The sequence below is a fragment of the Corynebacterium sp. MSK073 genome, assembly GCF_030232085.1.
Classification (GTDB): domain Bacteria; phylum Actinomycetota; class Actinomycetes; order Mycobacteriales; family Mycobacteriaceae; genus Corynebacterium.
On the sequence record NZ_JASPIY010000003.1, the window covers coordinates 149,777 to 175,008 of the forward strand.

General features: G+C 59.7%; 24 protein-coding genes and 2 tRNA genes. 13 read left to right on the plus strand and 13 right to left on the minus strand.

Annotated elements, in window-relative coordinates; genetic code table 11:
* Positions 1-124: 124 nt before the first annotated feature.
* From QP970_RS03175 to QP970_RS03185, 3 genes are all read left to right on the plus strand, one after another.
* On the plus strand, positions 125-289 hold the full coding sequence (locus QP970_RS03175; RefSeq protein ID WP_237799856.1) for a hypothetical protein: 165 nt from the start codon (positions 125-127) through the stop codon (positions 287-289).
* Complete coding sequence (locus tag QP970_RS03180) at positions 279-506, plus strand: hypothetical protein (RefSeq protein WP_237799855.1); 228 nt, start codon at positions 279-281, stop codon at positions 504-506. The genes QP970_RS03175 and QP970_RS03180 overlap by 11 nt, the downstream gene beginning before the upstream one ends.
* Positions 507-645: 139 nt before the next feature.
* Positions 646-1,479 carry an aldo/keto reductase gene (locus QP970_RS03185; RefSeq protein ID WP_239268737.1) on the plus strand — a complete coding sequence of 278 codons (834 nt, stop codon included), beginning with the start codon at positions 646-648 and terminating at the stop codon, positions 1,477-1,479.
* Positions 1,480-1,568: 89 nt separating this feature from the next.
* On the opposite strand, the gene QP970_RS03190 is transcribed toward QP970_RS03185, so the two are convergent.
* The gene (locus tag QP970_RS03190; RefSeq protein WP_005277878.1) at positions 1,569-2,048 is read right to left on the minus strand and encodes a ribose-5-phosphate isomerase; all 480 of its coding nucleotides are present in this window, start codon (positions 2,046-2,048) and stop codon (positions 1,569-1,571) included.
* Positions 2,049-2,167: 119 nt separating this feature from the next.
* Here QP970_RS03190 and QP970_RS03195 point away from each other — a divergent pair, with 119 nt between their 5' ends.
* Positions 2,168-2,569: a hypothetical protein gene (locus tag QP970_RS03195; protein ID WP_239268739.1), complete on the plus strand. Its 402-nt coding sequence runs from the start codon at positions 2,168-2,170 to the stop codon at positions 2,567-2,569.
* Here QP970_RS03195 and QP970_RS03200 read toward each other — a convergent pair whose 3' ends face one another.
* Positions 2,570-3,193 carry a mycothiol-dependent nitroreductase Rv2466c family protein gene (locus tag QP970_RS03200; RefSeq protein ID WP_239268741.1) on the minus strand — a complete coding sequence of 208 codons (624 nt, stop codon included), beginning with the start codon at positions 3,191-3,193 and terminating at the stop codon, positions 2,570-2,572. It abuts the gene before it with no gap.
* Between the two features lie 98 nt (positions 3,194-3,291).
* Here QP970_RS03200 and pepN point away from each other — a divergent pair, with 98 nt between their 5' ends.
* Entirely contained in the window at positions 3,292-5,808 is a 2,517-nt protein-coding gene (pepN, locus tag QP970_RS03205; RefSeq protein ID WP_239268743.1) for an aminopeptidase N, read from the plus strand.
* A 3-nt stretch (positions 5,809-5,811) separates the two neighbouring features.
* Here pepN and QP970_RS03210 read toward each other — a convergent pair whose 3' ends face one another.
* Positions 5,812-6,501 (minus strand): SDR family oxidoreductase, encoded by a 690-nt coding sequence (locus QP970_RS03210; protein WP_239268745.1) that lies wholly within the window; start codon positions 6,499-6,501, stop codon positions 5,812-5,814.
* Between the two features lie 79 nt (positions 6,502-6,580).
* On the opposite strand from QP970_RS03210, the gene QP970_RS03215 reads away from it, so the two are divergent.
* Positions 6,581-8,452, plus strand: coding sequence for an FAD/NAD(P)-binding protein (locus QP970_RS03215; protein ID WP_239268747.1), 1,872 nt, complete (start codon positions 6,581-6,583; stop codon positions 8,450-8,452).
* A gap of 26 nt (positions 8,453-8,478) precedes the next feature.
* Here QP970_RS03215 and QP970_RS03220 read toward each other — a convergent pair whose 3' ends face one another.
* Entirely contained in the window at positions 8,479-9,636 is a 1,158-nt protein-coding gene (locus QP970_RS03220) for a cystathionine gamma-synthase (protein WP_284869589.1), read from the minus strand.
* 155 nt (positions 9,637-9,791) lie between these two features.
* Between QP970_RS03220 and QP970_RS03225 the strand changes: the two genes are divergently transcribed.
* Together QP970_RS03225 and QP970_RS03230 are read left to right on the plus strand one after the other, a co-directional pair.
* A complete protein-coding gene (locus QP970_RS03225) occupies positions 9,792-10,796 on the plus strand; it encodes a mechanosensitive ion channel family protein (RefSeq protein WP_034659037.1) in 1,005 nt (334 codons plus the stop codon).
* Positions 10,797-11,180: a globin gene (locus QP970_RS03230; RefSeq protein WP_239268751.1), complete on the plus strand. Its 384-nt coding sequence runs from the start codon at positions 10,797-10,799 to the stop codon at positions 11,178-11,180.
* Positions 11,181-11,311: 131 nt separating this feature from the next.
* Here QP970_RS03230 and ald read toward each other — a convergent pair whose 3' ends face one another.
* The 6 genes from ald to QP970_RS03260 all read right to left on the minus strand — a co-directional run bounded on the left by ald (position 11,312) and on the right by QP970_RS03260 (position 18,389).
* Positions 11,312-12,403 (minus strand): alanine dehydrogenase, encoded by a 1,092-nt coding sequence (gene ald, locus QP970_RS03235; protein WP_239268753.1) that lies wholly within the window; start codon positions 12,401-12,403, stop codon positions 11,312-11,314.
* A gap of 257 nt (positions 12,404-12,660) precedes the next feature.
* Positions 12,661-13,299: a DUF8185 domain-containing protein gene (locus QP970_RS03240; RefSeq protein ID WP_239268755.1), complete on the minus strand. Its 639-nt coding sequence runs from the start codon at positions 13,297-13,299 to the stop codon at positions 12,661-12,663.
* A 42-nt stretch (positions 13,300-13,341) separates the two neighbouring features.
* A complete protein-coding gene (locus QP970_RS03245) occupies positions 13,342-13,755 on the minus strand; it encodes an acyl-CoA thioesterase (RefSeq protein WP_239268757.1) in 414 nt (137 codons plus the stop codon).
* A 12-nt stretch (positions 13,756-13,767) separates the two neighbouring features.
* Positions 13,768-15,438 carry an energy-dependent translational throttle protein EttA gene (ettA, locus tag QP970_RS03250; protein ID WP_284869591.1) on the minus strand — a complete coding sequence of 557 codons (1,671 nt, stop codon included), beginning with the start codon at positions 15,436-15,438 and terminating at the stop codon, positions 13,768-13,770.
* 110 nt (positions 15,439-15,548) lie between these two features.
* Positions 15,549-16,145 carry a single-stranded DNA-binding protein gene (locus QP970_RS03255; protein ID WP_239268759.1) on the minus strand — a complete coding sequence of 199 codons (597 nt, stop codon included), beginning with the start codon at positions 16,143-16,145 and terminating at the stop codon, positions 15,549-15,551.
* A 192-nt stretch (positions 16,146-16,337) separates the two neighbouring features.
* Positions 16,338-18,389, minus strand: a complete 2,052-nt coding sequence (locus QP970_RS03260) for a bifunctional copper resistance protein CopD/cytochrome c oxidase assembly protein (protein ID WP_370658451.1) — start codon at positions 18,387-18,389, stop codon at positions 16,338-16,340.
* A 66-nt stretch (positions 18,390-18,455) separates the two neighbouring features.
* On the opposite strand from QP970_RS03260, the gene QP970_RS03265 reads away from it, so the two are divergent.
* The 3 genes from QP970_RS03265 to cmrA all read left to right on the plus strand — a co-directional run bounded on the left by QP970_RS03265 (position 18,456) and on the right by cmrA (position 20,417).
* Positions 18,456-19,379 (plus strand): LysR family transcriptional regulator, encoded by a 924-nt coding sequence (locus tag QP970_RS03265; protein WP_239268763.1) that lies wholly within the window; start codon positions 18,456-18,458, stop codon positions 19,377-19,379.
* Between the two features lie 40 nt (positions 19,380-19,419).
* Positions 19,420-19,493 (plus strand) — tRNA-Arg (locus QP970_RS03270).
* 123 nt (positions 19,494-19,616) lie between these two features.
* Entirely contained in the window at positions 19,617-20,417 is an 801-nt protein-coding gene (gene cmrA / locus QP970_RS03275) for a mycolate reductase (protein WP_239268765.1), read from the plus strand.
* Here cmrA and QP970_RS03280 read toward each other — a convergent pair.
* Complete coding sequence (locus tag QP970_RS03280; RefSeq protein ID WP_239268767.1) at positions 20,414-21,958, minus strand: alanine/glycine:cation symporter family protein; 1,545 nt, start codon at positions 21,956-21,958, stop codon at positions 20,414-20,416. The two genes, cmrA and QP970_RS03280, sit on opposite strands and share 4 nt — an antisense overlap.
* Positions 21,959-22,118: 160 nt before the next feature.
* On the opposite strand from QP970_RS03280, the gene orn reads away from it, so the two are divergent.
* On the plus strand, positions 22,119-22,760 hold the full coding sequence (orn, locus tag QP970_RS03285; RefSeq protein ID WP_284640171.1) for an oligoribonuclease: 642 nt from the start codon (positions 22,119-22,121) through the stop codon (positions 22,758-22,760).
* A 49-nt stretch (positions 22,761-22,809) separates the two neighbouring features.
* Positions 22,810-22,885 (plus strand) — tRNA-His (locus tag QP970_RS03290).
* A 29-nt stretch (positions 22,886-22,914) separates the two neighbouring features.
* Here the strand turns inward: QP970_RS03290 and QP970_RS03295 are convergent.
* Both QP970_RS03295 and QP970_RS03300 read right to left on the minus strand, forming a co-directional pair.
* Positions 22,915-23,859 carry an MsnO8 family LLM class oxidoreductase gene (locus QP970_RS03295; protein ID WP_349837918.1) on the minus strand — a complete coding sequence of 315 codons (945 nt, stop codon included), beginning with the start codon at positions 23,857-23,859 and terminating at the stop codon, positions 22,915-22,917.
* A gap of 20 nt (positions 23,860-23,879) precedes the next feature.
* The gene (locus tag QP970_RS03300) at positions 23,880-25,085 is read right to left on the minus strand and encodes a L,D-transpeptidase (RefSeq protein WP_284869592.1); all 1,206 of its coding nucleotides are present in this window, start codon (positions 25,083-25,085) and stop codon (positions 23,880-23,882) included.
* Between the last annotated feature and the right edge of the window lie 147 nt (positions 25,086-25,232).

Sequence of the window (25,232 nt, forward strand, 5' to 3'; positions counted from 1 at the left end):
TTTCACTGTGTAGCCTAGCTATTCAGATAAAGCAGCACCGCAACGACCACCCACCAAAATCGGGTAGGCATCGCAAATAGCCTCTAGGGGCACACCTCCCAATATACCGAAAGGACACATTACAGTGACATTGAAACAGGCCTCCGCCGTCTCAGGCATCGTAGTCGCCGCCGCCTACTCGATAATTGCCGATTCGCCCATCTGGCTTATTGTCATAGCCTTAGCGGCACTATCCGGCTACAACCTAGCTACAGCCACTAACCAAGGGAGGAAAAACCGTGCAGCCTAAAATCATCGATGTCGATACCGGCGATGAATTGTGGACTGGCTCGGATTGCGCCGCCCATATCGGCGTGAGCTACGCAACCTGGCGCAATTACTCAGCTAATCACCGCACCCCTGAGCATGTGGCCACGATTTTGGGCCGCACGCGACTGTGGCTTGCTGAGGATATTAAGCGCTGGCACGCGTCCCGGCCGGGGTCACCCAGCCAGCTCCGCCGTTAGGCCTCCTTGCTGGTTCCTTAGCTTTATCGAGGTCCCTGCTTGCCGATGCCTCCCTCCATCCCGCCGCCCATCTCCCGCCAAGCGCGGCTATAAATACATCACATTGGGGCGGTAGCCAGAAAAGCGTAATCTGGTGTCCATGACCGTACCTAATATTACTTTGAACGATGGAAATACAATCCCCCAGCTGGGCTTTGGCGTCTTCCAAATGGACCCGGAAAAGACCGAGGAATACGTAGCTGAGGCGCTGCGCGTGGGCTACCGCCACATCGATACCGCAGCCATCTACGGCAATGAAGAAGGCGTGGGCAAGGCCATTGCCAACTCCGGCATCCCGCGCGAGGAACTCTTCATTACCACCAAACTGTGGAACGACCGCCACACCGATGCCGCTGCAGCGCTGGATGAATCCCTGCAGAAGCTGGGCCTTGACTACGTAGACCTGTACCTCATCCACTGGCCTACCCCAGCCAAGGGCACGTACGTGGAGGCTTGGAAGCAGCTCATTGAACTGCGTAAAGAAGGCAAGGCGAAGTCCATCGGCGTGTCCAACTTTGAGCCGGAGCACTTAGATCAGTTGGAGTCACACACGGACGTCGTCCCCGCGATTAACCAAGTGGAGCTGCACCCTTACCTGCAGCGCTGGCGCGAACTGGACGCTGGCCGCGCCCACGGCATCGCCATCGAGGCATGGGGCCCGCTGGGTCAGGGCAAGAGCGATATCTTGGAGGCACCAGAGGTTACTGAAGCCGCCGAGGCGCACGGTGTTTCCCCAGCCCAGGCCATTATTCGCTGGCACCTGCAAAATGGGGTCATCCTCTTCCCCAAGTCCTCGACGCCATCGCGCATTGCAGAAAACTTCGATGTCTTCGGCTTCGAGCTCACTGATGCAGAGATGGCCGCCATTACCTCTTTGGAGGAAGGCGAAGACGGCCGCGGTGGGCACCACCCCAATGACATGAACGACGCCTAATGCGCTTGGTGTAACCACCACATAGAAACGCCGCGTGGCACAAAGGGCCCGCGGCGTTCATTTATGTCTATTTAAGGAACCTGGCGGTTTTAGCGCGGGTCCTTGGGCAGCTCGGGTGGGATATTGGTGCGCTCGTATTCTGCGAGGATATCGATGCGGCGCTGGTGACGCTCGGCGCGGGACCATTCTTGATCCAAGAAAGCATCCACGATTTCTAGGGCCTCTTCCTGCGAGTGCATGCGCCCGCCGATGCCGATGAGCTGCGCATTATTGTGCTCGCGGGCTAGGCGTGCCGTTTCTGGCGACCATGCCAGCGCACAGCGCGCGCCCTTGACCTTATTGGCGGCAATCTGCTCGCCATTTCCGGATCCACCTAGCACGATTCCCAGGGAACCTGGATCGTTGACGGTGCATAGGGCCGCTTCAATGCAGAATGCGGGGTAGTCATCCTCGGCGTCATAGGTATGAGCGCCGCAATCGATGACGTCATGGCCTTGTTTGGTGAGGTGTTCAGAAATCAGGTTTTTGGTCTCAAAACCTGCGTGGTCAGCTCCAAGATATACGCGCATAGCCCCTACAGTACCGGCACCGCCGCCTTCTGGGCACCACTTTCTACAACCTATTTCGTTCATCGTCCGGTGCTGTTAAGCTAAAGCGCAGATTACGTGCTGCATAGAAAGGCTAAAGCATGGCCCCTCGCGTCCTCGCACTCTACGGCAGCATCCTTGCTATCGCGGTGCTGTTATTTGCGGCGAATATCTTCTTAACCAATAAGAACTACCTCGTGCCGCTTATTCATACCGTACTTTTCACTGTCGCCCACCTTGTTCTTGGGCTGTGGTGGCTGAATCAGAGGGTACTAAAGAAAAATCGCCTCGGCGGTTTAGCCGCGGTGATTGGGGTGTTATCCCTGCTTACCGCGGCCTCATGGGCTACGTGGGTGGCCGCCGCTTGGTCAGAATTTCAAGCCCAGACGGCCCTGCCCATTATCAATATCGCCGGGGTGCCGGCGTTTTTACTCACGCCGGTCATCGCGGTGTGCTGCCTGGCCGCCGCCGTGCGCCGCAAGCAAGGCCAGCAGCGCTCATAACTAGTCCTCTTCTACCTGTGGCATCTCTGTGCGAGAGCGCTTGAGTTCGAAGAAGTAAGGGAACTGGGCTAGGCGCACGGAGGCATCGAAAAGCTCACCGGCTTCCTCACCCGTGGGAACGCGGGTAATAACCGGGCCGAAGAAGGCGGTATCGCCCAACTTAATAACCGGGGTTCCTACCTCATCGCCCACGGAAGAAATGCCGTTGTGGTGGTATTCGCGCAGCTTCTCGTCGTACTCCTCGGTGCGTGCCACCTCCGCAAAGTCTGCGGGGAGGCCAACCTGCTCTAATGCCTGGGCGATGATCTCGTCATAGCCGCCATCCCCCTTCTTTCCGCCATTGCCCTTGGCGTGAATCAGGGTGCCCATGGCGGTATAGAGCTCGTCTACCTTTTCTGGCTGCTCGGTCTTTACCTTGGCAAATACGCGGGCAGGGCCCCAGTTGGCCTCCATCATCTCCATGTATTCGGGATCGAGATCGCGGCCATCATTCAGCACCGACAGGGACATCGGCTCGAATTCCACCGTAATATCGCGGACCTTTTCTACCTCTTTGATCCAGCGGGACGTTGCCCATGCGAAGGGGCAGGAAGCGTCGAACCAAAACTTAACTGGGGTGGTCATTATTCCTCCTTGAAATAAGTGCAGTTTGCCCCACCACTGTAAACGCGCTGCTAACCTTGATGCATCACTATTTTCGTTAGCAAAGGAGAATCTAGGCAATGACCTCTGTAAACCTCACGTGGGAGGAAGCAAAAAATCGCTCCCAGATGCTCAAGGTTGAGCATTACGATGTCGCTTTAGACCTTAAGCATTCCGATACCCACTTCCTGTCCACCACCACGGTGCGCTTTAGCACCCAGGAGGCCGGTTCTACCTTCATCGATCTGCGCGCGGACAAGCTGCACGAGGTGCGCCTGAACGGAAACCCGCTGCCCACGCAGTCCTATGACCCCACCTACGGCATTCCCCTCTCCGGGCTGCAGGTAGCGGATTACACGCTCAAGGTCACCGCGGAGATCCCCTTCTCCCGCACCGGCGAAGGCCTGCACCGCTTCGTGGACCCTGCCGATAACGAGGTCTACCTCTACACCCAGTTTGAAACCGCCGATGCCAAACGCGTCTTTGCCTGCTTCGACCAGCCGGATCTGAAGGCCACCTACTCCCTGCACTTTAAGGCCCCAGAGGAGTGGACCATTATCACCAATGGCCCGGTCACCCGCGAGGGCGATACCTCCCATTCTGAGATCGACTACCCGCTATCGACCTACCTGGTTGCCCTGTGCGCAGGCCCCTACCACGAGGTCACCGATACTTGGCGCGGCGAGCTGACCGAGCACCCCGAAGGCAAGCCGGCGCAAAAGCTCGAGGTCCCGCTCGGTATTTACTGCCGCGCCTCGCTGGCAGATTCCCTCGATGCCGAGCGCCTTTTTACTGAGACCAAGCAGGGTTTCGACTTTTACCACCGCAACTTCGGCTTCCCCTACCCCTTTGGCAAGTACGACCAGATTTTCGTCCCAGAGTTCAACGCCGGCGCGATGGAAAACGCCGGTTGCGTAACCCTCCGCGATGAATACGTCTTTACCTCGCAGGCCACGCACTACAAGTACGAGCGCCGCGCCGATACCGTCCTGCACGAGCTCGCCCACATGTGGTTCGGTGACCTCGTGACCATGCAGTGGTGGAATGACCTATGGCTCAACGAGTCCTTCGCCACCTGGTCCGCGGCCATCTCGCAGGCGGAAGAAACCGAATACGATACCGCCTGGGTCACCTTTGCCAACGTGGAAAAGTCCTGGGCCTACCAGCAGGATCAGCTGCCTACCACCCACCCCATTTCCACCGATGCCAGCGATATCGAAACCGTGGAGCAAAACTTCGACGGTATTACCTACGCCAAGGGCGCCTCGGTGCTCAAGCAGCTGCAGGCCTACGTTGGCCGCGAGAACTTCCTCGCCGGCGTGCGCCGTCACTTCGCCGCTCACGCGTGGGGCAATGCCACCTTCGACGATCTGCTCCGCCACCTCGAGGAGGCCTCCGGGCGCGATCTCTCCTTCTGGGCACAGCAGTGGCTGAAGACCACCGGTATTAATACCCTGGCGGTTGCCACGGGGGCCGATGATGACGGCACCATCACCCAGGCGCAGCTCACCCAGCGCGGCGATACCCTGCGCACCCACCGCGTTGCAGTGGGCCTGTACAGCACGCAGGACGGCAAGGTTGTGCGCACCGAGCGCCTCGAGATGGACGTGGATGGCGAATCCACCGAGATCCCAGAGCTGGTCGGCCGCAACCTGAAGGACATCGACTTCATCCTGCCCAACGATGACGATCTGACCTACTGCCTCATCGATTTGGATGCAGGATCCCTGCAATTTCTGCTGGATAATATCGAGAAATTTGATGACCCCATGGCGCGCACCCTGTGCTGGTCCACCGCCTGGGAGATGACCCGCGCCGGCACCATGCGCGCCCGCGACTTTATCCGCTTGGTGGCCCGCGGTATGAAGGCGGAGACCGAGCTCGCCGTCCTCGAGCGCATCGTCTCGCAGGCCTCTACCGCACTGAAGAACTACGCCGATCCGGCGTGGGCGAAAGACAGCACGGTTTTGGCGCAGGCGCTTGTCGATGGCGCCCGGAGCACCGATGCGCAGCGTTCCATCATCTGCACGCAGGCGCTGTCTAGGATTCGGCTGCACCAGCCGGCCCGCGACTACCTGCACGATCTCCTCGCGGATTCCGATGATGCCGGGCTGCGCTGGTCCGCCGTCGCAGCGCTCGCTGCCGCGGGTGCGCTTGCCGATGCCGAGGCCGCCATCGCCGCCCAGCTCAAGCGCGATAATTCCGCTACCGGCTACTACTCTTCCCTGCGCGCCCACGCCGCGATTGCCACCGCGGATAATAAGCGCGCGGTATGGGAAGAAATCGTAGCCGGGGATCTCACCAACCGCGAGCTCACCTCGAAGCTGGAGGGCTTAAACTACCCGCACTCCGATGATCTCTTACCCACCGCGGAATTCTTCGAGGTGGCCGAAAAGATCTGGGACTCCCAGTCCTCCGAGGTGGGCCTGACCACCGTTACCGGGCTATTCCCGTCCTGGGATATCAGCCAAGATGGCCTCGATCGCGCCGATGCCTTCCTGCAGAAGGATCTGGCAGGCGGCCTGCGCCGCACGATTACCGAGCAGCGCGACCGCGTGGCCCGCGCCCTGCGCAACCGCGAGGTCGACGCCGCTTAATGCTTAGTTCTTGCGGAGGTTCAGTTCGATGCGCGGGCGCACCTGAATCTCCGTGAGCTGGGTGGTGGGCCCAGCCTCCACGACGGTGCGGATGGCGCGCGCCACCTCCACGGGCGCAATAACCTCGTTCGGGTTGTAGTCCTGCAGGCCCTCCAGCATCGGGGTATCGGTGGGCCCCGGCGCCACGGTGGAGACGCGGATGCCGGGTTCGGAGATACGCAGGGCATCGGCAAGCGCATACAGCGCGTGCTTCGTCGCGGCATAAACCACGTTATCGCCGTAGCTCTTGCGCCCCGCCCCCGAGTTGATGAAGACGACGGTGCCCTCCGCCTTGCGCAGCTGCGGCAAGAGCGCGCGAGTAACCTCCGCTGGCGCGTGAACGTTTAAGTCCATGTGGGCGCGCCAATCGTGCGGGGTGGCCTCTTCCACCGAGAACTTCGTGGCGCGTGCCGCGCCGTGCACGAGCACATCGACCCGCTCTAGCTCGGGCAGCTGCATGCCCTCATCCAGCCCGGCTACCAAGTCGCTGGCAACCGGCGTGATATTTGCGGCTTTCGGCAGCTCATCGGCTCTGCGGCCCAGCGCATACACGTGGTGATCGCGGGCGAGATCCTTGATGATCTCGCGCCCCATGCCACCGGTGGCACCGGTAACGACGGCGATTTTCTCTGGCACATTCGTGGTATCAGTCATGCCACCCCATCATAGGGAAAATGGATGCTAGCGGTGCGCGGCGTTCGTCCCCGTTCCGCGATGTGGAACGATAGGGGCTATGGCTACTCCTGCAATCGCGATCGTCGGCATGGGCCCGCGCGGCATCTCTATCTTGGAACGCCTCGCCGCTCGCATGGATGATTCCAGCTCCCCCGTCACCGTCCACCTCATCGACGAGGCCCAGCACGGCGCCGGCCGGGTCTGGGACACCGCCCAAACCAAGACCCTGTGCATGAATACGCGCGCTGGCGCCGTCACGCTTTTTACCGAGCCCGGCGCGACGGTGAACGCCCCGGTGCTCGAGGGGCCAACGCAATACGAGTGGATCCAGCTGCTGCGCGGTGAGGGCGATAAGGTAGCTCCTGCCAAGCGCGAGCTTTATGCACAGCACCCTCCCGCCCCACACATTGCCACCGAGTACCGCGCGGAGCTGGCCGCCACCCGCCCAGAGTCCAATCCCACGCGCGCTTTATACGGCGAGTACCTGCGCTGGGTCTATGACGTGGTGCTGGCGCGCCTGCCGGAGAGCATTTCCACGGTGAGCCACCACCACCGCGTGGAGACCATCACCACGGATGGCTCAGCCGATATCCTGCACCTGGACGATGGCTCGCAGGTGCACGCCGATGCCTCGGTCCTAGCCTATGGCTGGATGGCGCCGCGCTTTAATGACGAGGAGCAGCACTTGGCGGAATCCGGGCTGCACTGGATCGCGCCGGGCAATCCCGTGGAACAAGACTATAAAGCCATTCCCGCCGGCGAAGACGTGCTGGTACGCGGGCTTGGCATGGGTTTTTATGACATCATGGCGCTAACCACCATTGAACGCGGTGGCAAATTCGTCGAGGATGCCACCACTCGCTCTGGCCTGCGCTACGAGGCGAGCGGGAAGGAACCACATTTCATCGTCGCCTCCGGCCGCGGTTATCCCTTCCATCCCAAGTCCGAGTACAACGAGCTGCCGCCCACGATGCCGCGGCGGCGGTTGCATGGGGTCATCGGAAAGCTCAAGGGCGCCGAGGACATCGACTTCGACGCCCAGGTTTGGCCCGCCATCGCGCGCGATAGCTACGAGGCGTATATCACCACGCTGGAACGAGTGAATCCGGCAGCTCTCCTTCGCCCGCGCGAAGAGATCCTCACGGTCATCGATGCCACCGCGCCTGACGATCTCGGCACCGCCCTTGCTCCCCTAGTCACCCAGCCGTGGGATATGACAGACCTTATGTACCAAGTTGCTGGATTTACCGGCGATATTTCGGCGCTCACCGCCCACATTGCGGATTCCCTGGCGGGCGATATCCAGGAGGCGGCCGCCGGGTATGATTCGCCCATGAAGGCCGCGCTGTGGTCACTGTCCCAGTCGCGCAAGCCCTCCTCCATCCTGGGTGCAGAAGGCCGCTATACCCGCGAGTCCCGCACAGGCCGCTACGCGCAATTCATGTCCTTTGGGCAGATGGTGGGCTCGGGCCCTCCGCTGTTCCGCGTGCGCCAGCTGCTCGCGCTTGTCGATGCCCACCTGGTCCATTTCCTTGGTGATCACCCCACCCTCGCGATCGAGTCAGACCATTACACCCTGACTTCTGGCCCGCGCTCGGCATCGTCGCCCACGCTTGTCGATGCCTTCATGCACAAGCCCGATATCCGCGTCGCCGGCGATCCGCTCACCCGCGGATTGGCCGAGGGTGGCCGGGTGCGCCCGTTTGCTGATCACGGGCAGGACACCGGCTCCCCCGAAACCGATGGTGCCACGCGGCGCACCGTCCACCCAGATGGCAGCCTGGATGAGCGCCTGCATATCGTGGGCATTCCCACCTATGCGCAGTGGCCGGATACAACGATTTCCCCCATGCCGGGCACGGATCCACTCATGCTGCAGGAAACCGATAAGACCGCCGGCTCCCTGCTCAAGGTTGCCGGCGGCCGGTAAACTCGCGGTTGCGCTGTGAGCGCGATTTAAAGGGCGTCGAGCGCCTGCTGCAGATCCGCTAGCAGGTCATCGATGTCCTCGATGCCGATGGAGATGCGCACCATGTCTTCCGGTGGCACCAGTTCCGATCCTTCGGCCGAAACGTGGGTCATGTTCTGCGGGTGCTCGATGAGCGATTCCACCCCGCCCAGCGATTCCGCCAGGCAAATAAGGCGCGTATTCAAACAAATCTGCTTGGCGTGCTCTGGGTCGTGGAAGCGCACGGACATCATGCCGCCGAACCCGCGCATCTGCTGCGCCGCCAGTTCGTGGCCCGGGTGCTCTGCCAATCCCGGGTAGCGCACCTGCTTAACCTCTGGGCGGGCCTGTAAGAATTCCGCCACCTTTTGCGCATTGGCGCAGTGGCGATCCATGCGCACGCCAAGGGTCTTAATGCCACGCGCAGTCAGGTAGGCATCGAAAGGCGAGGCGACCACGCCCACGTTGCCCTGGAAATACAGCAGCTGCTCATCCACCTCGGGGTCATTGGTAACTACGGCGCCACCGAGGACATCGGAATGCCCACCCAAGTACTTCGTGGTGGAGTGCAGAACGTGGTCCGCGCCGAGTGCGAGGGGGTTCTGCAGGTACGGCGTGGCGAAGGTATTATCCACCAACACCTGCGCATTGCCCTTGACCTTAGCCACCGCCGCAATATCGGTGATATTCAGCGCCGGGTTGGTCGGGGTTTCCAGCCAGATGAGCTTAGTATTGTCCTTTACCGCAGCGGCGACGGCATCGACATCACAGGTGTTGATAATGGACATCTCCACGCCCCACTCCGTGAAATCATTAAGCAGGCGATAAGAACCGCCGTAGGAATCATTGCCCAAAATGACGTGATCGCCGGGGCGCACCAAGATGCGCACCATCGTATCGGCGGCTGCCATGCCGGTGGCAAAGACGCGGGCGTAATCCGCGCCCTCCAGTGCAGCCAAGGTCTTCTCGAGGGAGCGCACCGTCGGGTTGGCCACACGCCCGTATTCAAAGCCGCCGCGCAGTTGCGCGAGGCCATCCTGGGCGAACGTGGTCGAAGCGTAGATCGGCACGTTGATGGATCCCATGTGCGGATCCGGGTGATATCCAGCGTGAATGGATCGGGATGAAAATCCTTTTGCCAAGTTATGCGCGCTGTGTTCAGTCATGCCTCCCAATCGTAGACCAAGCGGTTCATCCACACCGGCCATTCGGCAATTTATATTCTGCCCTCTCCACGCGTTGCCGATTCGGCGCCATCAGTGAGATTTCAGGATTTTCTCTAGAATGGGTGCGGTTAGTTTGTGTCCACGATCAAGAAAGAATGATGAGTACGAACCTATTTACCATGGCTCAGGGCGCTGCAGAGAAAAAAGACGATGCAGTAGAGTCCGTATCGAGCTTCTGGAACGACGAGAACGTTCAACTTTGGCTTATCGAGCGACCCATCCGCATCGGCCTCATTATCATTTTGGCCTTCATTGCGCACTGGGCGCTGCGCCACCTCATCAACCGGCTGGCGAAAAACAGCATTAAGGCCTCCACCCTCAAAAAGCCCAGCCGCAGCCGCAGCAGGTCTGCGGAGGACGGCCAACCGGATGACACCCTGCGAGAAACCAGGGAGGCGCGCCGCGCCTCGCGCATTAAGACCCTCGCCGGCGTAGGGCGCTCGGCGGTCGCCATCGTGGTCTGGGTTTCTGCCGGCATTGCCATCCTGGACGAGTTGGAAGTCAACGTCGCCCCGCTGATCGCCTCAGCCGGTGTTATCGGTGTTGCCCTCGGCTTCGGTGCGCAGGAACTGGTCCGAGACTTCCTCTCCGGTATTTTCATGCTCATTGAGGATCAATACGGCATTGGCGATGTCATTGACCTGGGCAACGGCGTCTTCGGTGACGTCGAGTCCATTTCCCTGCGCATTACCACCGTCCGCGATATCGACGGTGCCCTGTGGTACGTCCGCAATGGCGAAATCCTGCAGGTGGCTAACCACTCCGATGAGTACTCCGTTGCCCGCATCCAAATCCCCGTCGGGCTATCCAATGACCCAGAGGTTGCCGGCGAGGTCATCGACAAGGCCGTCAAGGATGCCGTCAAGGACGAAAAGATCCGCAAGATGGTGCTCAGCACCCCGCGCATCGACGGCATGTCCAAGTTCGAGCCGGATTACGTATCCTTCCGCGTGTCCACCAAGACGCTGCCGGGCCGCCAGTGGGATGTCCAGCGCTTTGTCCAGTCCCGCGTCCTCAACGTCATGCACGCAGAGGGCATTACCACCCCGTACCCACACGGCATCGGCATTGCCAATCCGCATAAGGGAGACGATGCCTAAATGAATTCCGTCTATGAAGCCATCGGTGGCACCCCTACCTTTGAGCGCCTCGTGCATGGCTTTTATGACCAGGTCAAAGAAGATGACGTGATTGGTCCCATGTACCCGGATCAGGATTGGGAAGGCGCGGAACAGCGTCTTACCTGGTTCCTGATTCAGTACTGGGGCGGTCCCCAACACTTCTCCGAAAACCGTGGCCACCCGCGCCTGCGCATGCGGCATGCGACCTTCCCCATTGGTATGGAAGCCCACGATCGCTGGCTCGAGCTCATGGGAAAGTCCCTCGATAGCATCGAGGAAGACACCATCCCGCCGGCGTATCGCACCATGCTTTGGGATCACATGCAGCGCGTCGCCGCCATGCTCATCAACAGAGCGCCTTAATTTTTCAACTGCTTGTAGCGCTGCCTGTGCAAGCGTTGCAAGCTGTACAAAGAGGCCCGCGCACTTTCACATTAGGTAGTGCGCGGGCCTCTTTTACTGTGCGCTAGCGCCAAGTTAGCGCTGCCGGATGCTTAGTCTTTCCAGTCGAAAGCCTGGCGTACCGGCTCAGATACCAGCTTGCCCCCGCGGGTCATCACGCCTGAGCGCAGACCTGGGAAGCGCTCGATCGCGGCATCCAGGTCGTCGTTAGCCACCGCGCGGATATACGGCAGCGTCGCCGAGGCCAAGGCGCGGGCCGAGGTATTGGCCACCGCACCGGGCATATTGGCCACGCAGTAGAAGAGGGTGTCGTGCACCTTGAAGGTCGGCTCGTCGTGGGAGGTCTTGCGCGAGTTCTCGAAGCAGCCGCCCTGGTCGATGGCGACATCGACAAGCACCGCGCCCTCCTTCATCTTCTTCACAGTCTCCTCGCGCACCAGCTTCGGTGCCGCAGCGCCTGGAATCAAAACGGCGCCAATGACGAGATCGGCCTCCTCCAGCTCCTTATCCAGCGTGGACGGATCAGAGATCAGGGTGCGTACGCCGCCGGCGTACTGGTCATCAAAGCGCTGCAGGACGTGCGGATCCACGTCTAGGACCGTGACTTCTGCGCGTAGACCGTGCGCCATGGCCACGGCGGACGCTCCTACCTGGCCACCGCCGATGACCACCACGCGCGCAGGCTGGGTGCCCGGAATGCCGGAGACCAAGAGGCCGCGGCCGCCCTGGGTGGACAAAAGGTGGTGCGAGCCCTCAATAACGGCCAAGCGCCCGGCGACCTGGGACATGGGGGTCAGAAGCGGCAGGGTGCCGCGGCGGTCCGTAACGGTTTCATAGGCAATCGAGGTCGTCTTCGATTCCGTCAGCGCCTCCGTCAACGGGCGATCCGCCGCCAAGTGGAGGTAGGTAAAGACGGTGAGATCCGAGCGCAGGTACTGGTACTCCGACTCCAACGGCTCCTTTACCTTCAGCAGGAGCTCGGCCTTGGCCCACGTCTCGTCCGCAGAATCGACGATGGTGGCCCCAGCCTCTACGTACTCCTCATCGGGGAAGGACGCGCCGACGCCCGCGCCCGTTTCAATGAAAAGCTCGTGCCCATCAGTAACCAAGGTCCGCACCTCGGTTGGGGTGAGGGCGACGCGGCTTTCATTATTCATGATTTCTTTGGGTACAGAAATGCGCACGGAGGTTCTCCTTCATGTGTTGGTTACAGAGGCGAAAATTTACTTCTCGCTGTCAGGTTAACGCAGAATGAGAAAGAGAATATAAGTTTGTGCGTATTTCACGAACGGGGGTGGAAGCTAAAATCCCGTTTTCCCAGATACCGCAGTATATAGGGTTAAAAATGCGCGCACCGGGGATACCCACTACCCCCGACTATTGGGTTATAGGTATTAATCACTGTCCGTTTTGGGTAACGGAATACCAGATTCGGGGAGTTTTACAGCACGGATAGCCGCGTGGAACGGTAGATGCTGCCAAACGGTGCATCAAGGCGCACCCACCGGCCAAGGCTCGATACACGCAGGTGTCGCGGAATATCCATGGAGGCAGAAAACCCCGGAATTAAGCCCAGGTTGGTGCAGGCGAAGATCATCCGCATCGGAATTTCCACCGTTTGGCCGTTGCCCTCAACCGTGACCACGGTCTGATTAAGCAAGCTGGGCGGCGGGCCCATGGGTCCAGAAAATTCCCGGGTCAGCTTCTGCCCCTGGTCCGAGAGCTCGCGTACTACCGTCACCGGCAGGGTATCTACCACGCTAAAGCCGGTCGCCGGGGGCAATGCGCCCGGCCACGACGCATCGCGGGACGGGCCGAGTTCCATAACACCGGTGCCATCGTTTTTCGCGAGCTGTTGCTCCAGCGTCTCCGCGGACCCCACTGCCCCATCGCGAGAGGCTTTCCCCTGCACCCGCCGGGAGGCGACAACCTCGAAGGGGGTGGTAACGAAGGCATCAACGACGTCATCGGCAAGCTGGCGCAGGCGCACCGATGCATTCGCGTCTACCCCGACTGCGCGCGCAAGAAGGGCCCGTAAGCCAGGTCCTCCGCTGCGAACTTCAAGCGACTCGGTGACCATGGCTTGCGGGCCCTACCTTTCTATGTGTGCACAGTGCGCCGTTTAAGAGGCGCTCATCTGCAGAATATCCTTTTCCTCATCCGTCAACGGGCGCGGGGTGTGCTTCTTCTTGTCAATGACAACCTGCACACAGTTCACCGTGGCCGCTACCTCCCCAGCAGCGGTCTTGACATGCTGGGTCGTGGTAAAGGATGACGAACCGATCTGGGAAACGGAGGTTTCCACGATGACGTGGGCATTGCCCTCAAAGGGAATGGGCCGCATATAGTCCACGTCGAGATGACGCACCAAGGCCATGAAATCGATGCCCTTGGCATAGATATTCTCCTTGGCAAAAGCCAAGCGTGCCTCCTGGGCAACCTCGATATAGTTGGCGTTCATCATGTGGCCGTACATATCGAAATCGCCCCAGCGGGTGGGCACTTGGTGGGTATGCGCGTTATCGGTCGCCATCATTCTCCTCAGGGATTATCGGGTGAGCTTGCGGTGAGTGACGCGAGAAGGACGGGCGGCGTCTTCTCCCAGACGCTCCACCTTGTTCTTCTCATAGTCACCAAAGTTACCCTCAAACCAGAACCATTGCCCCTCGGCAACGTTTCCTTCCCACGCCAGAATGTGGGTACAGGTACGGTCCAAGAACCAGCGGTCGTGGGAAATAACAACGGCGCAGCCCGGGAGTTTCTCCAAGGCGTTTTCTAGCGAACCCAGGGTTTCGACGTCCAAGTCGTTGGTTGGCTCGTCAAGAAGGATAAGGTTGCCGCCCTCTTTCAAGGTCAGCGCCAAGTTCAAGCGGTTGCGCTCACCGCCGGAGAGCACCTTCGACGGCTTTTGCTGATCCGGGCCCTTAAAACCGAAGGCGGAAAGGTACGCGCGCGATGGCATCTCATTTTGGCCAACGTGAATATAATCCAGCCCGCCGGAGACGACCTCCCACACCGTAGCCTCTGGGTCGATATTCTCGCGATTCTGGTCCACGTAGGACAGCTTGACGGTCTCGCCGACCTCAACGGAGCCATCATCCGGTTCTTCCAAACCAACGATGGTCTTAAACAGCGTGGTCTTACCCACACCGTTCGGGCCGATAACACCGACGATGCCATTGCGCGGCAGGGTGAAGGACAAGTCCTTAATCAGGGTGCGATCATCGAAGCCCTTGACCAGGTTCTTTGCCTCGACGACCTTATTGCCCAAGCGTGGCGGCGTAGGAATCTGGATTTCCTCGAAGTCCAGCTTCTTATACTTCTCCGCCTCTGCAGCCATCTCTTCGTAGCGCTCCAAACGAGCCTTGTTCTTGGCCTGGCGAGCCTTGGCGCCGGAGCGTACCCATTCCAGCTCGTCCTTCAAGCGCTTGCGCAGCTTGGCGTCCTTCTTGCCGGCGACCTGGAGGCGCTCTTGCTTCTTATCCAGGTAGGTGGAGTAATTACCCTCGTACGGGTACAGCTTGCCGCGGTCCACCTCACAGATCCAGCCGGCCACGTGATCTAGGAAGTAACGGTCGTGGGTGACGGCTAGGACGGCACCTGGGTAATCCGCCAAGTGCTTTTCCAGCCATTCCACGGACTCGGCGTCCAAGTGGTTGGTGGGCTCGTCCAAAAGTAGCAGGTCCGGCTCCGTCAACAGGAGCTTGGCCAGGGCCACGCGGCGGCGCTCACCACCGGAGAGGTTGGTCACCGGGGCATCGGAAGGCGGGCAGCGCAATGCCTCCATCGCCTGCTCGATCTTGGAATCAACCTCCCATGCATCGGCGGCATCCAAGTCCTCTTGCAGCTTGCCCATTTCCGCCATGAGCTCATCGCTGTAATTGGTCGCCATCTCTTCGGCGATTTCCTCGAAGCGCTGCTTCTTTTCAAAGATATCGCCGAGGCCCTCCTCGACGTTGCCGCGCACGGTCTTTTCTTCATTCAGCGGCGGCTCCTGCTGCAGGATGCCCACGGTGGCACCCGGATCGAGGAATGCCTCACCGTTAGAAGGCTGATCCAAACCGGCCATAATCTTCAGAATGGAGGACTTACCGGCACCGTTGGGGCCGACCACACCAATCTTGGCGCCCGGGTAGAACGCCATCGTGACATCATCAAGGATGACCTTATCGCCAATTGCCTTGCGCACGTTTTTCATCGTGTAGATGAATTCGCCCACTTTTTACCCCTTTGCAAAAATTTGGGAGACGTATTTATCTACACAAACACTACATCAGAATGCGCGCCTAGGTGCCTCGGGTCGGGCGAACCCGAGGCGGATGGCAGGCGCTATGCATGCACGGTTTCGGCGGCCTCCTCTTCTTGCGTTGCTACTTGCTCGCCGTCCTGGGCTGCTGCACTATTTCCCGCTTGGATGCGGTCTGCAGCGGTATCAGCGGCGGTATCGCCCGGCGCGGAGTTATCTACGTCCGGTTCCACCTCATTATCGCCAAGCTCAGGGATGGCGATGTTTTCCTGGTTATACTGCGGCGCCAAGCGCTTTGCGCCGATGACGTGGCGGTTTAGGTCTAGGCCCACATACTGCGCCTTGATAAAGGTGCGGTAATGGTCCTTGCCCTCATCATCGCGCCACTGATCAGAGACGATCGAGCCGCAGACCAATAGCGGCATGCCCTTGGCCAGGGATTTCTTGACGTTGATGGCAAATTGGTTCCACATCTCCACGTCAATAAAGAGGTGGTCTACATCGCGCCACTGCTGCTGGCCGCGTTGGTTTTCGGCGTCGGTACCGGTATCGGCGGGGCGATCAGGAACGCGCCGGGAGGATGCGATGCGCAGCTTGGTTTTATATGCGCCGGTCGAGGTCTTGGTCAGGATGGGATCTTGGGTAAGGCGGCCGGTTAACATTACTGGGTATTGAGACATGGTGCTGAAATTCCTTTACTAGGTTGTGAGTTCGCGAGTGGTATGTCCCTCGCTCGCCTTCACATCCTGCTGCCGCAGCGCAAACCGCACCATGCCATGCCGCCCAGCGCTGTGGATAACTTGTTGTTCCCCTCAACAAAGCGGCCCCAGGATGGTCACTTTCGGGCGGGTTATCCACAGGTGGGCAATAAATTAGTGCCCGCGGAAGCCGCTTTCATCGCCGTGGCTCATGTCCTCCAGCATCGCGTTATAGCGGGCGAGCTCAGCATCGTCGTCCGCCTCCGCCTGCACATCGTGGCGCCGTGCGGTCGCGCGGTCATCGCGCAGCCAATCCAAAAAGAGCTTGCCAAAGACAATGACCAAGGGGAATTGGCCAAAGCCCCAGGCAATACCCCCGCCCACGCGCTGATCCTGCAGCAAGTCCTGATCCCAAGGCAGCTCGAGATACTGATAGAAGTCGAGGCCAAGCACCGTTTGCAGCTGCATCAGGTAGACCCCGGCGAAGAGGTGGAAGGGCATCGACAAGAAAAGCATGCCAAGCCGGAAGGGCGTGGAATGGCGCTTAGGCAAGGGATCTGGGCCAATGACCTCCCAGAAGTAGAAGTAGCCGGAAATGAGGAACACGTAGTTCATGATGAGATGGCCGGCGTGCTCCGAAATGGCGAATTCGTACAGGCTCGGGAAAAGATAGAGCACGTAGAGGAAAAAGAGGTACTGCGCCAAGTTCACGAAGGGATTGGTAATGACCCGCACGAACTTAGATTGGGTCAGCGCCAAGGCATAATCGTGCGGGCTCGGCTGCCCCTTTGGACCCGGCTCGTAGGCCTCCATGACCAAGGTGACGGGCGCGCCTAGCACCATGAGCAGCGGAATGGTCATGGACAAAATCATGTGCACCAGCATGTGGATGGAATACATTGCGGGCATGTACAGGCCGAGGCCGGTGGACATGACAAGCGTAAGGCCCAGCGAGCCGACCATAAACCACGCGGTGCGTCCCTTGTCCCAGCTCAACCCGCGCTTGTGCACGCGGTAAACGCAGTAGCCATATGCCGCGGCCATGAGCAGGCCAATCGTGCCAAACATGATGTCAAAGCGGAACATCGTCCAGATATTGAATACCGTGGGCGCCTCATGCAGGTTATAGCCCATGAGGATCTGCATGGAGCTCAAGTTCGGATCCCGCGGTGGCGGCGGCACGGTGCGCCCCAGGGTGATGGCTACGCCAATCGTGCCCGCCATGACCGCGAGCTCCACGATGGCGATGCGGATAAAGAGCCGCGGGTTTTTATCTAACTGCGGGATGGTGAGTTCGCGGTGGATAAGCCCCAAAATGCCCAGCAGGATGGTGAGCACGAACTTGGTGATCAGGATAATGCCGTAAGGCGATTGCGGCAGGTCCGAAATATCCATCCGGATGAGCGTATTGATTAGGCCGGATACCGCCAGCACGACGATGGCCATGAAAGCGATGGCGGAATATCGCTTGACCGCGAAGGGGAGGTTCGGGCCCAGGCGCCGGCCATGCGCGATGAGCGCCATGAGGCCGCCCACCCACAGCATCACAAATACCAGGTGCCACAGCAGCGAGTTCGTGCCGTAATCGTGATCGCCACCGGTCGCAGAGTGGCCTTCAAGGCCGATGGGGACTACTTGCAGGATGGACAGCAAAAGCAGCACCGGCTGCATGGCCCAGGTGCGGCTGAGGCTGCCAATAATTCCCACGGTAAGGGCGATGAGCACCGCAATGCCCCACACGATGGTGGAGGAAATTTCCGTAAAGGCCATTTTCAAAATGGTCAGGTTGAAGACCTTAAAAAACGGCGTGCCGGTCAGGTCCGACATGATCATCGGGATTTCTACCAGCCCCACGGCCGCAGCACCGAAGGCCGACCACGTGCCAGTGCGGGCGGCGATATGGCCGTCGACCGATAAAGGCGCCTCGATGAGGGAATCGTTCTCCCCGCGCGGGGCGATGAGAAACGACGAGGCCAAAAAGGACCCCACGGATAGCGCCATCAATAGCCACGCCAGCCCACGGAACAGCGGCAGGCCGAAGGTGGTAATCCGTCCTGGGTCCGGAATGCCCAAGGCGGCCAAGGAATCCGCCAATAAGAACAAGGAAATGAACCCGGCGAGCAAGCCAGCAAAAAGCATTGCTGCAATAAAAATCCCCCAGGAAGGACGGGGTTTTTGCGTTCCAGACTGCGTGCCTTTGACCAGCTTATTGACCATAGCTCGCATTCTATAGGGCCACCCTAATGCAAAGCGAACGCATATTTTCTCCCTGGATGTGCCATGATAGGACTTATGGACACCCGTCAACTTCTTTATTTCCGTGCCGTTGTAGACAATGGGTCCTTTACCCATGCCGCCGCAGCCCTCGAAATGACCCAGCCCTCCCTGAGCCTTTCCATCCGCAAATTGGAAAAGGAGCTCAATACCCAGTTGCTGTCCCGGGGTCGTTCGGGCGTAACCACCACGGAGGCAGGTGATTATGTCTATGACACCGCCCTTAAGGTCGATGCCCTGCTGGCCGATGCCCAGCGCCACATCAGCGAAATCACCGGCGATAACGCCAATACCGTCTCCCTGACGTCGTGTCCCATTTTGAACTGGGAATTTACCCCCTCCATCCTCTCCGAGCTCACCGAAATCCACCCCTCAGCTCGCATCAGCCTGGATGATTCCACCGCCGCCACCGCCATCAAGCGGCTCTTGGAGGGCCAGGTGGACCTCGCGCTCTTGCCGACGTCCGACCCCAAAGCCTTCATCCGCCGCTACTCCCCCGAGCTCACCGTCCACGACGTCGCCGAATTCGACTACTCCCTTGCGGTGCCAGAGAGCATGGCAGATCTTCCTTCCCCCGTCTCCTTGCAGGACTTGCGCGAGGAAACCTGGCTGGTTCCTCCCCACTGCCGCGAGCTTCCCGGCATGGCGGAGCTTTACGATGAACTGTGGGAACACCACCCCTCCTACAAGCCGGATCACATTCAAGACGTCGCATCGCTGCATGCCGCCATCCCGATGATTTCCAGCGGCTTTGGCATCAGCTTCATGCCGCGATGCGCCCCCGCACTGCATCCGCAGGGCATCGCTAAACTAACGGTCAAAGAGGATCTTCCACGATTCCATGCCATCTTGGCGTATCGCTCCGACCGCGAACTGACCCCTGCCGCCCAAGAATTGATCGAAATTCTGCGCGCGCACGATTCCGCCCGCCCCCTGGCTTAGGAATCGCCGTGGCTGTGGGCTAATATGAGTGTGCTGTCCAGCCCCCATAGCTCAGCGGATTAGAGCAGTGGGTTTCTACCCCATGTGTCGCGGGTTCGAGTCCTGCTGGGGGCACCGTCTGAAGTCTCGAGGCATCGTTTCTTAAAGCTACGATGCCTCGAGACTTTTTCGCAGCGTGCCGGCTTTTTGTCTACGCTGGGGTCTTTAGAACCTAGCCCCCCTTCGAAAGGCTCGACAATGTCACTTCCGGCACCATCTCGTACCTCCTACGCCCTAGTTACGGGCGCTAGCCAGGGCATCGGCAAGGCGATGGCCCACGATTTCGCGGCGATGGGCTATAACGTCATCCTCGTTGCCCGGCGCGGCGAAATCTTGGAAGATTTAGCCACAGAACTTCAGCGCCGCCACCACATTGAGGCCAGTGCCCTACCCGCGGATTTGGCCACCGATGAGGGCGTCGAGGCGGTCATTGACACCATCTCCTCCAAGAAAGTCTCCATCTTGGTCAATTCCGCCGGCATCGCCAGCTTCGGGCCCTTCATGGACCAGGACTGGGGCTACGAGACCTCCCAATTCGCCTTAAACGGCACCGCCGTGCACCGCCTGACCCGCGCCGCGCTGGAACACATGCTCCCGCGGCGTGCGGGCGCCATCTGCAATGTGGGCTCAACGGCCGGCAATATCCCCATCCCCAATAACGCGACCTACGTCTTTACCAAGGCCGGGGTGAATGCGTTTACGGAGGCGCTGCACTATGAGCTCAAGGGCTCTGGCATCAGCTGTACCCTGCTAGCTCCTGGGCCGGTACGTGAGGCGACCATCGCCGAAGAGGACCAGACCATCGTGGATAAGGTCGTGCCCGATGCGCTGTGGACCACGTATGAGTCCTGCTCCAAAGAGACCATCGCGGCCATGCAAAAAGGCCAGCGACGCGTGGTCCCTGGCCCCTTGTCAAAGGCGATGAACGTGGTCAGCAAGGTGCTGCCGACCCCAGTCATCGCGCCGCTCATTGGGCGGTTTTATTCCCAGATGAGCTAGCGTTCCGCATTCTCGCCGGCGGCTTGCTTGCTGGCCGCTTGTGCCGCCGCACGGGCGTTTTTGCGGTCCACCCAGAAATCGGCATTCTTGATGCCCACCGCCTCTGGGTCGAATTCCGGATCCTTGCCCGCCTTCTTTTGTTTCTCGTAGTCCTTCAGGACCTTGAGCGCCGGCACCTGCAGGAAGAGGACGGCGATGATATTTAGCCATGCGGTGGTGCCCACGCCGATATCGCCCAGCGCCCAGGCCGAGCCCGGAGTCGTGGTAGCACCCACGATGACCGAGACGATAATCAGGATGCGCAGCGCCCATACTAGGCCGCGACGAACCGCGCGGGACTTGACCCAACGGTTGAAGTAGGTCAGGTTGACCTCGGACATGTAGTAGTACGCCAGCACGGTGGTAAAGGCGAAGAAGGCAATGGACACGGCGATAAACGTCGGGCCCCAGCCAGCAAAGACGCTATCGAGGCCGGATTGGACGAAGCCGGGGCCGACTGCGACGTCATCGGGAAGCGAGCCTTGGTAGACAACCTCGCCATCCTCGGATTCGCCGCGGAAGACGGTGTACATATCCGTGGAGATGATCATAAACGCCGTTGCGGAGCACACGAAGAGGGTGTCGATGTACACGGCGAAGGACTGCACGAAGCCTTGCTTGGCCGGGTGGGAGACCTCCGCGGCGGCAGCGGACTGCGGGCCGGTGCCCTGGCCAGCCTCGTTGGAGTAAATACCGCGCTTAACGCCCCACATGATGGCCACACCCAGCATGCCGGAGAACCCGGCCTCGAGGTTAAAGGCAGACTTAAAGATAAGGCCAAAGACCTCTGGGATCTGCGAGTAGTTGATGAGCATCACGACGATGGAGATGCCGATGTAGATCGCAGCCATAAACGGCACGACTAGGGTGGCGAAGTTAGCGATGCGCTTGACGCCACCGATAATGATGGTGGCCAAAATGCCGGCCAGGACTACCGCGGCCCAGGTGGAATTGATACCCCACGCGGTATCGGCCGCTGCGGCCACAGCATTGGCCTGAATGCCCGGCAGGAAGTAGCTGGTGGCCAAAATCATGGCGATGGCAAAGAGGATGCCATAGACCATCATGAACGGCGCAGCCTTGGTGTGCTTATACGCCTTTTCGATGTAATAAGCCGGGCCACCGCGGTACTCGCCGGTGTCCTGGTCCTTTTCTTTATAAATCTGCGCCAGGGTGCACTCGATGAAGGAGGTGGACGAGCCCAAAAGCGCCACAGCCCACATCCAGAACACCGCACCCGGGCCACCGAAGGCAATGGCCGTGGACACGCCGGCGATATTACCCACGCCCACGCGGCCGGATAGAGAGACCATCAGCGATTGGAAGGAAGAAACACCGTCGTCAGATTTTTCGCCCTTGGAAATTTGCCGCAGCATATCCGGTAGGCAACGGACCTGCAGGCCCCGCGTTATCACGGTGAAATAAACACCCGCACCCAAGCACAAAAACACGAGGGCGGGCGACCAAATTATGGAATTGAGGGCATCGAGAAAGTTTGCCATCGAGAAACTCCTTAGTCATTCGCACCTCCCTTGTGAAGCACGATATAGAAAGTATGCCGTAAATCACTCCCCCGTGTCGGTAAAACGATAGGTAAATTTTTCTTTTGCTTTTCGGGGTGCAGATCGGGGCGCGCGGAGGGCCCCGCCGGCCGGGGCTAGAATGGAACGCATGTCTTCTCCCGAAATCGCCGCAAAATATGATCGCCTCGTGTGGATCGACCTGGAAATGACCGGCCTCGACCCAGAGCGCCACGTCATCGTCGAGGTGGCCGCCGTCATCACGGATGGTAACCTCAATATCCTTGGCAAGGGCATCGATCTCGTCGTCCACGCCACCGAAGAGGAACTATCCCAGATGGATTCCTTCGTCACCGAGATGCACGCGAACTCCGGCCTCGACAAGGAAATCCGCCAGTCCACCACCACCATCCGCGAGGCCGAGGACGCGGTGCTGGCGCTCATCAACGAGCACTGCGAGCACCCCGCTCCCCTAGCCGGCAATTCCATCGCCACCGACCGCACCTTCATCCGCACCTACATGCCGCGGCTGGATGAGGCGTTGCACTACCGCATGATCGACGTCTCCACCATCAAGGAGCTCGCCCGGCGCTGGCACCCGCGGGCCTACTACAACCAGCCCGATAAAGGCATGGCCCACCGCGCGCTGCAGGACATCATCGAGTCCATCCGCGAGCTCGATTTCTATCGCCGCAGCGTCTTTCGCACCGATGAGGGCCCAACTTCTACCGAAGCCGAGGACCTCAAGGCCGAAACCACCGCCGATTACCAGGCGTTTTTGTAATTTACGCGGCGTGAGTTAACCTATATCTCGTTGCTTTCGCGCAACGATGGTGGCTGTAGTTCAGCTGGTAGAGCACCAGGTTGTGATCCTGGGTGTCGCGGGTTCGAGTCCCGTCAGCCACCCCAATCTCCCGAGCCCCGCGCTCGGGATTTTTTTATATCTCCACCACCATTTCCTCCGAGCGGGACCTCCCGGCAAGATCCGGCATGTCTCCGGTAATCAGGAACTCATCGACGCCCAGCCGCTTGCCGATGTCCCTTAGTTCCTCCCCCACTTCCCCCACCGTCCCCCAGACGTCGTGGCTCAGGGACTCGTCGATGCGGCGCTGCTGTTGGCTCGTCAGGCCCTCTAGATCCAATTCGCGGGCCGGGCGAAGCGGCGCGAATTCCCCGGTGGACTGGGCCATGACCTTTGCATAGGACTCCGGCAGCAAAAGGTCGCGCGCTTGGTCCGCGGTATCGGCGACGGCGATATTGAGGGAGGAGATGATAGGTGGGGCATCGGCAAGCGCATGCTCGCGGTAGAGCCGCGCCGCCTTTTCCTGCATCTCAACAGGCCCGCCCAGGATGACACCCAATCCCAGCCGCGCGGCCACCGTGACCGACCGGAAGCCGGCGAGGATATAGATGGGCGTGCCCGCATACTCGGGCCGCACCGTCACCGCCTCCTCTCCGCGCAGGTAGCGCAACAGGGTCCCGACCTCGTTCTCGAACTGCGGCTTGAGCTCCAGCGGACCGCCCTGGCGCAGCGCCTTGCGCACCGGCACGGTAAATCCCACTGAGGAGCCCAGCCCAATATCGATCCTGCCCGGGTACAGCGCCTCCAAGAGGTTGATTTGTTCCGCGACTAGAAACGGCGGGTGGTTGAGCAGCATGATGCCTGCGGTGCCCACGCGAATGCGCTGCGTGCGCGCCGCTACGTGTGCAGCCAACATGCCCGGCTGGCCCGCTGGGATGCCCGGCACGCCGTGGTGCTCGGCGAGGAAAAACCTGCGAAACCCCAGCCGCTCCACCTGCTGCGCATGCTCGGCTATCCCATCGAGTGTGCCCGCCGCCCCGCGGTCCAAAATAGAAAAGCGCATGGCCACCACTGTAACCATGCGCCTAAAAGTTGTGCGGATTATTGATTAGCGTACGCGTTGCCCTTGGACCATTCCTCCCAAGACATGTTCCAATCGCCCAAGCCGTCCAAGGGGTTAAGCGTCCCACCATAAGTATTGATTACGTGGACGATATCACCGCGCTTGACGGTGTTCTGGAACCACTGCGCGGCCTCTGGCGTGACGTTGATGCAGCCGTGAGAGGTATTGGAATTACCCTGCGCCCACACGGACCACGGTGCGGAGTGCACGTAAATGCCGGAATAGGACATCTGGGTAGCCCAGTCCACCTCGGTGCTGTAGCCGCCCGCATCGTGCGCAAGCCCGAAGGTCTCAGAATCCATCAGCAGCGACTGGTGCTGATCGCCAATGACATAACGCCCATTCGGGGTGTCATATTGATAATCGCGACCCAGCGATACCGGAATGGTGCGCAAGAGCTCCTTGTTCTTGTAGACCTTCATGGTCTTGGTGGCATTATCCACCAGCGTGACGGTGCGATCCCCGATGGTGAAATCCGTCCCGGTATTTTCCCCGCCGTAGATGCCGCCACCGAGGTCCTTGCCGTATTGATCGACCTTGACCTCAACCTTGGTGCCCGGCTCCCAATACTCCTTGGGGCGCCAGCGCACCTCTTGGTTATTCACCCAGTAGAACGCGCCTTCCACCTCTGGGTTGGTCTTAACCGTAATCGTGTCCTCTGCCGCCTTGCGGTCGGTGATATAGGTGCCGAAATTGACGCCGATAACCTGGCCCACACCCACCTCAGAGCCGGGGATAGGCGTCATCGCCACCTGGGCGACGCCCGCCGCCTGGGAGGTGGAAAAGCTCAGGTTCTTCTTATTGCCATCCTTGTCAGTGGCCACGATGGAATAAGTGTGGTTATAGCCAAGATCCTCCGCCGTAGTCCACTTCTTGCCGTCCTCAGAGAGTTTTTCTTCAACTTCCACGCCCAGCTCATTGGTCATGGTCACGCTCTTGAGCTCGGTGGTGGATTCCACGGTGACAGGCTTGGATGGATCGACATCCTCTGCCCCATCCTTCACGGAGGCGGAAAGCTTGGACTTTTCTTTCTGCTCAGATTGCTCAGCTGAGCTCGAGGTAGATTCCTGGTCCCCCGAGCGGTTTTCAGCGGCGGAATTAACGGAGCACGAGGCTACTACCAGGGAAATGCACGCAATGCTCGCAGCAGCAATGCGGCGGGGATTAGGGAGGGAAATAATCACTAAGTAGACCTTAGAAATACAGTAGTTCTTTCAAGACCAATCCAGACTATCGTCTTGCCACCCCAAATACCAGAAACAAGCTCACCATTATCCAAACTGTTATACTCCCCAGAAATACACTATGAGCAGGCGATTTTACAGTTTTTC

Excerpts from the sequence above, each read along its gene's own strand:
- QP970_RS03185 (WP_239268737.1), top strand. The coding sequence starts at position 646 with ATGACCGTACCTAATATTACTTTGAACGATGGAAATACAATCCCCCAG.
- QP970_RS03190 (WP_005277878.1), bottom strand. The coding sequence starts at position 2,048 with ATGCGCGTATATCTTGGAGCTGACCACGCAGGTTTTGAGACCAAAAAC.
- QP970_RS03195 (WP_239268739.1), top strand. The coding sequence starts at position 2,168 with ATGGCCCCTCGCGTCCTCGCACTCTACGGCAGCATCCTTGCTATCGCG.
- QP970_RS03200 (WP_239268741.1), bottom strand. The coding sequence starts at position 3,193 with ATGACCACCCCAGTTAAGTTTTGGTTCGACGCTTCCTGCCCCTTCGCA.
- pepN (WP_239268743.1), top strand. The coding sequence starts at position 3,292 with ATGACCTCTGTAAACCTCACGTGGGAGGAAGCAAAAAATCGCTCCCAG.
- QP970_RS03210 (WP_239268745.1), bottom strand. The coding sequence starts at position 6,501 with ATGACTGATACCACGAATGTGCCAGAGAAAATCGCCGTCGTTACCGGT.
- QP970_RS03215 (WP_239268747.1), top strand. The coding sequence starts at position 6,581 with ATGGCTACTCCTGCAATCGCGATCGTCGGCATGGGCCCGCGCGGCATC.
- QP970_RS03220 (WP_284869589.1), bottom strand. The coding sequence starts at position 9,636 with ATGACTGAACACAGCGCGCATAACTTGGCAAAAGGATTTTCATCCCGA.
- QP970_RS03225 (WP_034659037.1), top strand. The coding sequence starts at position 9,792 with ATGATGAGTACGAACCTATTTACCATGGCTCAGGGCGCTGCAGAGAAA.
- QP970_RS03230 (WP_239268751.1), top strand. The coding sequence starts at position 10,797 with ATGAATTCCGTCTATGAAGCCATCGGTGGCACCCCTACCTTTGAGCGC.
- QP970_RS03240 (WP_239268755.1), bottom strand. The coding sequence starts at position 13,299 with ATGGTCACCGAGTCGCTTGAAGTTCGCAGCGGAGGACCTGGCTTACGG.
- QP970_RS03245 (WP_239268757.1), bottom strand. The coding sequence starts at position 13,755 with ATGATGGCGACCGATAACGCGCATACCCACCAAGTGCCCACCCGCTGG.
- QP970_RS03255 (WP_239268759.1), bottom strand. The coding sequence starts at position 16,145 with ATGTCTCAATACCCAGTAATGTTAACCGGCCGCCTTACCCAAGATCCC.
- QP970_RS03260 (WP_370658451.1), bottom strand. The coding sequence starts at position 18,389 with ATGCGAGCTATGGTCAATAAGCTGGTCAAAGGCACGCAGTCTGGAACG.
- QP970_RS03265 (WP_239268763.1), top strand. The coding sequence starts at position 18,456 with ATGGACACCCGTCAACTTCTTTATTTCCGTGCCGTTGTAGACAATGGG.
- cmrA (WP_239268765.1), top strand. The coding sequence starts at position 19,617 with ATGTCACTTCCGGCACCATCTCGTACCTCCTACGCCCTAGTTACGGGC.
- QP970_RS03280 (WP_239268767.1), bottom strand. The coding sequence starts at position 21,958 with ATGGCAAACTTTCTCGATGCCCTCAATTCCATAATTTGGTCGCCCGCC.
- orn (WP_284640171.1), top strand. The coding sequence starts at position 22,119 with ATGGAACGCATGTCTTCTCCCGAAATCGCCGCAAAATATGATCGCCTC.
- QP970_RS03295 (WP_349837918.1), bottom strand. The coding sequence starts at position 23,859 with ATGGTTACAGTGGTGGCCATGCGCTTTTCTATTTTGGACCGCGGGGCG.